Source organism: Actinophytocola sp., from assembly GCF_036402745.1.
GTDB lineage: Bacteria > Actinomycetota > Actinomycetes > Mycobacteriales > Pseudonocardiaceae > Actinophytocola.
The window spans coordinates 22,215-29,002 of sequence record NZ_DASWSJ010000263.1; the positions used below are offsets into that span (position 1 = coordinate 22,215).

The following is a 6,788-nucleotide window of genomic DNA, read 5'->3' on the forward strand; positions in this document are numbered from 1 at the left end:
GAACTTACGCCTTGGCAGGCTCGTCGGACGTCGAGTCGGCCGGCTTGGCGTCGGCGTCCTCGTTGACCAGCACCAGGCTGATCTTGCCCCGCTGGTCGATGTCGGCGATCTCCACCCGGAGCTTGTCGCCGACCTTGACCACGTCCTCGACCTTGCCGATGCGCTTTCCGTTACCCAGCTTGGAAATGTGCACCAGACCGTCCTTGCCCGGCAGCAGCGAGACGAACGCGCCGAACGCGGCGGTCTTGACCACCGTGCCCAGGAACCGCTCGCCGATCTTGGGCAGCTGCGGGTTGGCGATCGCGTTGATCATGTCGATCGCGGCTTCCGCGGACGGGCCGTCCGAAGCACCGACGTAGATCGTGCCGTCGTCCTCGATCGAGATGTCCGCGCCGGTCTGCTCGGTGATCGAGTTGATCATCTTGCCCTTCGGGCCGATGACCTCGCCGATCTTGTCGACCGGGATCTTCACGCTGGTGACGCGCGGCGCGAACGGGCTCATCTCGTCGGGCTTGTCGATGGCCTCGGCCATGACCTCGAGGATGGTGAGCCGGGCGTCGCGGGCCTGGCTGAGCGCCCCGCCGAGCACCTCGGACGGGATGCCGTCGAGCTTGGTGTCCAGCTGCAGCGCGGTGACCAGATCCTTGGTGCCGGCGACCTTGAAGTCCATGTCGCCGAACGCGTCCTCGGCACCGAGGATGTCGGTGATCGCCACGTACCGGGTCTCGCCGTCGACCTGGTCGGACACGAGGCCCATCGCGATGCCCGACACCGGCGCCTTGAGCGGCACACCGGCGTTGAGCAGCGACATCGTCGAGGCACACACCGAGCCCATGGACGTCGAGCCGTTGGAGCTGAGCGCCTCGGAGACCTGGCGGATGGCGTACGGGAACTCGTCACGCTTGGGCAGCACCGGCACCAGCGCCCGCTCGGCGAGCGCGCCGTGGCCGATCTCGCGCCGCTTGGGCGAGCCGACCCGGCCGGTCTCACCGGTGGAGAAGGGCGGGAAGTTGTAGTGGTGCAGGTAGCGCTTGTGCGTCTCGGGCGACAGCGAGTCGATCTGCTGCTCCATGCGCAGCATGTTCAGCGTGGTGACACCCAGGATCTGGGTCTCGCCGCGCTCGAACAGCGCCGAGCCGTGCGCCCGCGGAATGATCGCGACCTCGGCGGAGAGCTGGCGGATGTCGGTGATGCCGCGGCCGTCGATGCGGACCTTGTCACGCAGGATCCGCTGGCGGACCAGCTTCTTGTTCAGCGCCCGGAACGCGGCGCCGACCTCCTTCTCGCGACCATCGAACGGGCCGCCCTCGACCGCACCGACCCGCTCCAGGGTGGCGGCCTTGAGCTCGTCGAGCTTGGCCTCCCGCTCCTGCTTGGCCGGGATGGTCAGCGCCTGGGCCAGCTCCTCGGACATCGCGGCCTCGACGGCCTCGAACGCGTCCGGCTGGTAGGCGGGGTAGGTCGGGTAGTCGCGGGTCGCCTTGGCGGCGACCTCGGCGAGCCGCGCCTGCGCCTCGCACAGCACCTTGATGAAGGGCTTGGCGGCCTCGAGACCGCCGGCCACGACCTCCTCGGTGGGCGCGACGCCGCCGTCGGCGACGAGGTCGAGCACGTGCTCGGTGGCCTCGGCCTCGACCATCATGATGGCGACGTCCTCGCCGACGATGCGGCCGGCGACCACCATGTCGAAGGTGGCCTTCTCGAGCTGCTCGTGGGTCGGGAACGCGACCCACTGCTCACCGATGAGGGCCACCCGCACGCCACCGACCGGGCCGGAGAACGGCAGGCCGGCGAGCTGGGTGGACGCGGACGCGGCGTTGATGGCGACCACGTCGTAGAGGTCCTGCGGGTTGAGACTCTGGATGGTGATGACGACCTGGATCTCGTTGCGCAGACCGTCCACGAAGGACGGGCGCAGCGGGCGGTCGATCAGCCGGCAGGTGAGGATGGCGTCGGTGGACGGCCGGCCCTCGCGGCGGAAGAACGAGCCGGGGATGCGGCCCGCGGCGTACATGCGCTCCTCGACGTCCACCGTCAGCGGGAAGAAGTCGAAGTGCTCCTTCGGGTGCTTGGACGCGGTGGTGGCGCTCAGCAGCATGGTCTCCTCGTCGAGGTAGGCCACGACGCTGCCGGCGGCCTGGCGCGCGAGGCGCCCGGTCTCGAAGCGGATGGTGCGCTTGCCGAAGTTGCCGTTGTCGATAACGGCCGTCGTCTCGTGAACTCCAGCTTCGCTGAAGTCAGTCATCTAGTTACTCCTCGTCTTCGCGGGCGCGCACACCCCATACGGGGCACAGGGCGGGAGGATCGCAATCTCACGAGGCCGGTCTTCGATCGAAGCCCCCGGGGCGGAAGCAGCGGTGCTGCTCGGCTGAACCCGGGAACCACTACCGAGGACCGGCGAACTGATCCCCGTACGCGGCGCGCATTGCCCTTGGTTTTCTTGTATAGACATCGGGGGAGCGGCCGGTTCGACCACTCCCCCGATGGGGTCTATCGGCGCAGGCCGAGTCGCTGGATCAGCGACCGGTAGCGTTCGATGTCCACCTTGGTCAGGTAGTTGAGCAGTCGGCGGCGACGGCCGACCAGCAGCAACAGACCCCGACGCGAGTGGTGGTCGTGCTTGTGCACCTTGAGGTGCTCGGTCAGGTCGCTGATGCGCTTGGTCAGCATCGCGACCTGGGCCTCCGGCGAGCCGGTGTCGGAATCGTGGACCCCGTACTCGGCCAGAATGGTCTTCTTCTGCTCAGTGGACAGCGCCACTCTTGGTTCTCCTCGAGGGTGAGATGTGCCGTGCGGTCCCGATCGGGATTGCAGGTGCCGGCCGCCACGGACCGCAGCCGGACCCAAACACCGAGGTTAGCAGGTGGGTCGTTAGCCCTGCTTACTGGCCAGTGTGACGCGGTCGAGCGCGGTGTACACCGGTCCGCCGTCGCCCTGGTCGCTGCGGAACAGGACCACCTCGGTGGCCGACCACCAGGTGCCGAAGTAGTCCGACAGCGCGTGCACCGCGCGGATGGCGCTCTGGCTGCCCGCCGCGCCCCGGCGCCAGCGGGCGACCGTGACGTGTGCGGAGAAGTCGTACTGGTTGGCGTTGTTGTCCGCGTTCAGCGCGGCCGCCAGCGTGCGCATCGCCGTGGCGTCGCGGCCCTCCATCGGACTGACCCCAATCCACAGTACGCCCGGGAACCGGCCGGCACCGCGAAGCCGCACCCGCGCGGGGGCGAGGCCGGCGGCCTGCCGGCGGAACCAGGCGCCGCGCCGGTCGGCGTGCTCGCGGTCGCCGTAGAAGCCGAGGGTGATGTGCCAGCGTTCGGGCGGTACCCAGCGCAGCTCGGTCTCGGTGGCGCGGACGTCGCGGAGGCGTTCGACCAGCTCGGCGCGCACGGAGTTGGGCAGCTCGATGGCCGAGAAGAGGCGGACCACTATTGAGGCTGACCCGCCCGTCGCAGTAGGTCGGCGAGCTCGGGGAACCTGCCGTTGAGCAGAGTAGCCGCGGCGGCGAGGTCGCCCGCCTCGGCGACCCGGCGCAGCGCGGCCACGGCCACCCGGTCGTTGCGTCCGATGTCGACCGGGAGGTTGTCCCTGGTGACGGACGGCCGCGAGGCGCGGACCTCCTCCAGGGCACGCATCATGGCGTCCTTCTTGCCGGCCGCCACGTCCGGCACGAGGATCTTGCGCTCGAGCATGATCAGCCGGGCGAGGACCGCCGGGTTGCCGATCTTGGCGCGGCGGCCGCTCATGACCTGACTGAGCATCGGCGCACTGATGCCGAGCACGTCGGCGAGGAACGCCTGAGAGATGTCGAAGGCGACCACCAGGCGGCGGACCCGGTCACCCAGGGGCTCGCCGTACCACTCCCGCTGCAGAGCGAGATTGCGCTGGACGATCTTGTGGTCCTCCACCTTCGCCTCTCCCCTGATTTTCCCCTGGTTCGCGCCTTGGTTTGCGCAGCCCCAGCACGGGACCTCACAGCATCTTGCCAGGCGGGTGGGAATTGCGTGGTGGATCCTGACAGGTGTTCGCATCTGCACGTATTCGTGGGTAACCCGACCGGGTGATCGCGTGGGACCACGGGTCAGCTCAGGAGCTCCCGGGTTCGGCGGACGTCCTTGTGCATCTGGGCCACCAGCGCCTCGGTGGAGTCGAAGCGTTCCATGTCCCGCAGGCGGGCGGTGAAGTCGATCGCCACGCGCTGGCCGTAGAAGTCCTCGTCCACGTCGAGGACGAAGGCCTCCACCCGGCGTTCGCGGCCGGAGAAGGTGGGGTTCGTGCCGACCGAGATCGCGGCCATCAACGGGGGCCGGCCGGTCGCGTTCAGGAGGGAGAAGCGTCCTGCGTAGACACCGTCGGCCGGGACCGCGGCGAATCGCGGGGTCGACAGGTTCGCCGTCGGGAAGCCCAGCTCGTGGCCGCGCCGGTCGCCGCGGACGACGATGCCCTCCAGGCGGTGCGGGCGGCCCAGGGCGGCGGCCGCGGCGGTGACGTCGCCGGCGTTGATGCAGGCCCGGATGTAGGTCGAGGAGAACGTGATCTCCGAGTGTGGCGACGAGTTGGGCACGGTCACGAGCTTGGCGCCCTCGACGGCGAAGCCGAAGCGCTGGCCCAGCTCGGCGAGCAGCTCGACCTTGCCCGCGGCGCGGTAGCCGAAGGTGAAGTTCTCGCCCACCACGACCGCGGCCACGTGCAGCTGCTCGACCAGCACCTCGTGCACGAACTCGTCGGCCGGCACGCGGGACAGCTCGAGGGTGAACGGCAGCACGCAGAAGACGTCGATGCCCAGCTGTTCGACGAGCTCGGCTTTGCGATGCAGCGTGGTGAGCTGGGCCGGATGACTCCCCGGGCGGACGACCTCGGCGGGGTGCGGGTCGAACGTGACGAGCACGCTCGGCAAACCACGCTCGTGGGCGAGCTGCACCGCGCGGTGAATCAGCTCCTGATGCCCCAGATGCACCCCGTCGAACACCCCGATGGTGGCCACACACCGTCCCCAGCCACCGGGAATGAACTCCAACCCGCGCCACCGTTGCACGCCGCCACCCTACGCAGCCCCACGCCGGGACGGCGTGTGACACGAACAACGCCGTCGAGGCGACCCCGGCCGGGACGCCTCGGCGGGCCCGAGGTAGCGACCGCGCACCACCACGGGCGACGCCGTGACCTAGGCGGGCACGCGGCGTCGCGGTGTGTGGCAGGGGCAGCCCGCGGCCACCGCCACCCCCTCCGGTGTCTGCGCCGCCACTCGCTCCACCTCCGCCAGGATCGCCAGGCGCTCGTCCGGTCCTATGTAGCGGCCGCGGGCCACCACGCCCGACACGGCGGTCGTGTTGGTGATGTCGTGCAGGGGGTTGGCGTCGAGGATCACCAGGTCCGCGGCGTGGCCGGCGGCGATGCGGCCGGTGTTGGTGCCCAAGTACCTGGCCGGCTCGGCGGTGGCGGCCTGGAGCGCGGCCATCGGGGACAGCCCCGCCTCGACCAGCAGGGCCAGCTCGTCGTGCACCGAGAAGCCCGGGTAGACCGCGACCGTGCCGGTGTCGGTGCCTGTCATGATCGGCACGCCGTGCTGGTGCATCTCGTGGACGGTCCGCAGTCTGTGGTCGAACATCGCGGCCCACTCGGCGTAGGTGCCGGGGGCGCGGTCCTTGAGGTAGAAGTCGGAGAGCGCGAACTGCATGCTGCCGATGGCCGACGGGGGCAGGTACTTGTCGCGTGGGTCGTTGCCGATCACCAGGGTGTGGGCGTTGTCGAGGCCGCGGTGCATGACCAGCGTCGGCACCTGGCGGGTGCGCCGCCGGGCGAGCTTGCCGTAGAGCTGCCGCGCCTTGACCTTGTTGTAGCTGTTGGCGGCGGTCCACTCGAGCGGATGAATCGCCTTGAACCAGCCGCTGTAGTCGCCGAGCTCGAGCCGGATGCGGGCGATCTCGGCGCGGATCCTGGCCTCCTTGCTGGACGTGTCGAACGGTGCCCAGAACATGTGCTCGACACTGGCCTGACCGAGGTCGGCGATCTCCTCCATGGGCACCTCGTCCGGACAGTGCCCGGCGAACGGGATGCCCAGGCGGTGCGCCTCGGCCGCGATGGCGCGGTAGGCCGGGCGCGACACTCGCGAGTAGACCTTGATGAAGTCGGCACCCGCGTCGCGCTGCTGGCGCACGGCCTGGCGCGCCTGCTCGGGGTCGGCGACCTGGATGACGTCGAGGAACGCGGGGTCCCAGATGGACGGTGCGCCGTCGATGATCTTGCTGCCGAGCGTGTAGCGCGGGCCGAGCAGGGTGCCGGCGTCGATACGGGCGCGCCAGTCGCGGGCGAGCGGCGAGCCGGCCATGTCGCGGACCGTGGTGACGCCGTTGGCGATGTTGAGCGCGGGGTCGATGCCCTCGGCCTGGGCATGCGCGTGCATGTCGGCGAGGCCGGGGATGACGAACTTGCCCCGGAGGTCGACCACGCGCGCCCCGCCCGGCGCCGGCCCGCGGCGGACGTCGGTGATGCGATCACCGTCGATCACCACGGTCAGGTCCGGCAGCACCTTGCCGGAGTGCGGGTCGATGACGGTGGCATGCGTCAACGCGGTGCCTCCCGTGCGCGCGCGGTCGGCGACGGCCACGGCGGGCCTGGCGAGCACTCCGGCCGCCCCGGCGGCCACCCCTGCGACGATGATGCTCCGGCGGGAGATTCGCGTTGTCATACCCAGAGACTGCCGGAGCCCGGCGCGAAGATCACTGGGGTGCACCCCCGAACCCGGGGTAAGGAAAACCCCACCCCTAGTCCGCCTAAGGCCTGTCTCGTAGATC

Annotated in this window: 6 protein-coding genes; all 6 read right to left on the reverse strand. The window is 69.9% G+C overall.

Annotated elements, in window-relative coordinates; all coding sequences use genetic code 11:
* Positions 1-4 precede the first annotated feature (4 nt).
* The 6 genes from VGD70_RS24825 to VGD70_RS24850 all read right to left on the reverse strand — a co-directional run bounded on the left by VGD70_RS24825 (position 5) and on the right by VGD70_RS24850 (position 6,682).
* Positions 5-2,245, reverse strand: a complete 2,241-nt coding sequence (locus VGD70_RS24825; RefSeq protein WP_331085333.1) for a polyribonucleotide nucleotidyltransferase — start codon at positions 2,243-2,245, stop codon at positions 5-7.
* Between the two features lie 245 nt (positions 2,246-2,490).
* Positions 2,491-2,760: a 30S ribosomal protein S15 gene (gene rpsO, locus VGD70_RS24830; RefSeq protein WP_331085335.1), complete on the reverse strand. Its 270-nt coding sequence runs from the start codon at positions 2,758-2,760 to the stop codon at positions 2,491-2,493.
* Between the two features lie 111 nt (positions 2,761-2,871).
* A complete protein-coding gene (thpR, locus tag VGD70_RS24835; RefSeq protein ID WP_331085337.1) occupies positions 2,872-3,423 on the reverse strand; it encodes an RNA 2',3'-cyclic phosphodiesterase in 552 nt (183 codons plus the stop codon).
* Entirely contained in the window at positions 3,423-3,902 is a 480-nt protein-coding gene (locus VGD70_RS24840) for a helix-turn-helix domain-containing protein (protein WP_291412586.1), read from the reverse strand. Before VGD70_RS24840 ends, thpR begins: the two co-directional genes overlap by 1 nt.
* A 173-nt stretch (positions 3,903-4,075) precedes the next feature.
* Positions 4,076-5,029 (reverse strand): bifunctional riboflavin kinase/FAD synthetase, encoded by a 954-nt coding sequence (locus VGD70_RS24845; protein ID WP_331085341.1) that lies wholly within the window; start codon positions 5,027-5,029, stop codon positions 4,076-4,078.
* Between the two features lie 129 nt (positions 5,030-5,158).
* Entirely contained in the window at positions 5,159-6,682 is a 1,524-nt protein-coding gene (locus VGD70_RS24850; RefSeq protein ID WP_331085343.1) for an amidohydrolase family protein, read from the reverse strand.
* Between the last annotated feature and the right edge of the window lie 106 nt (positions 6,683-6,788).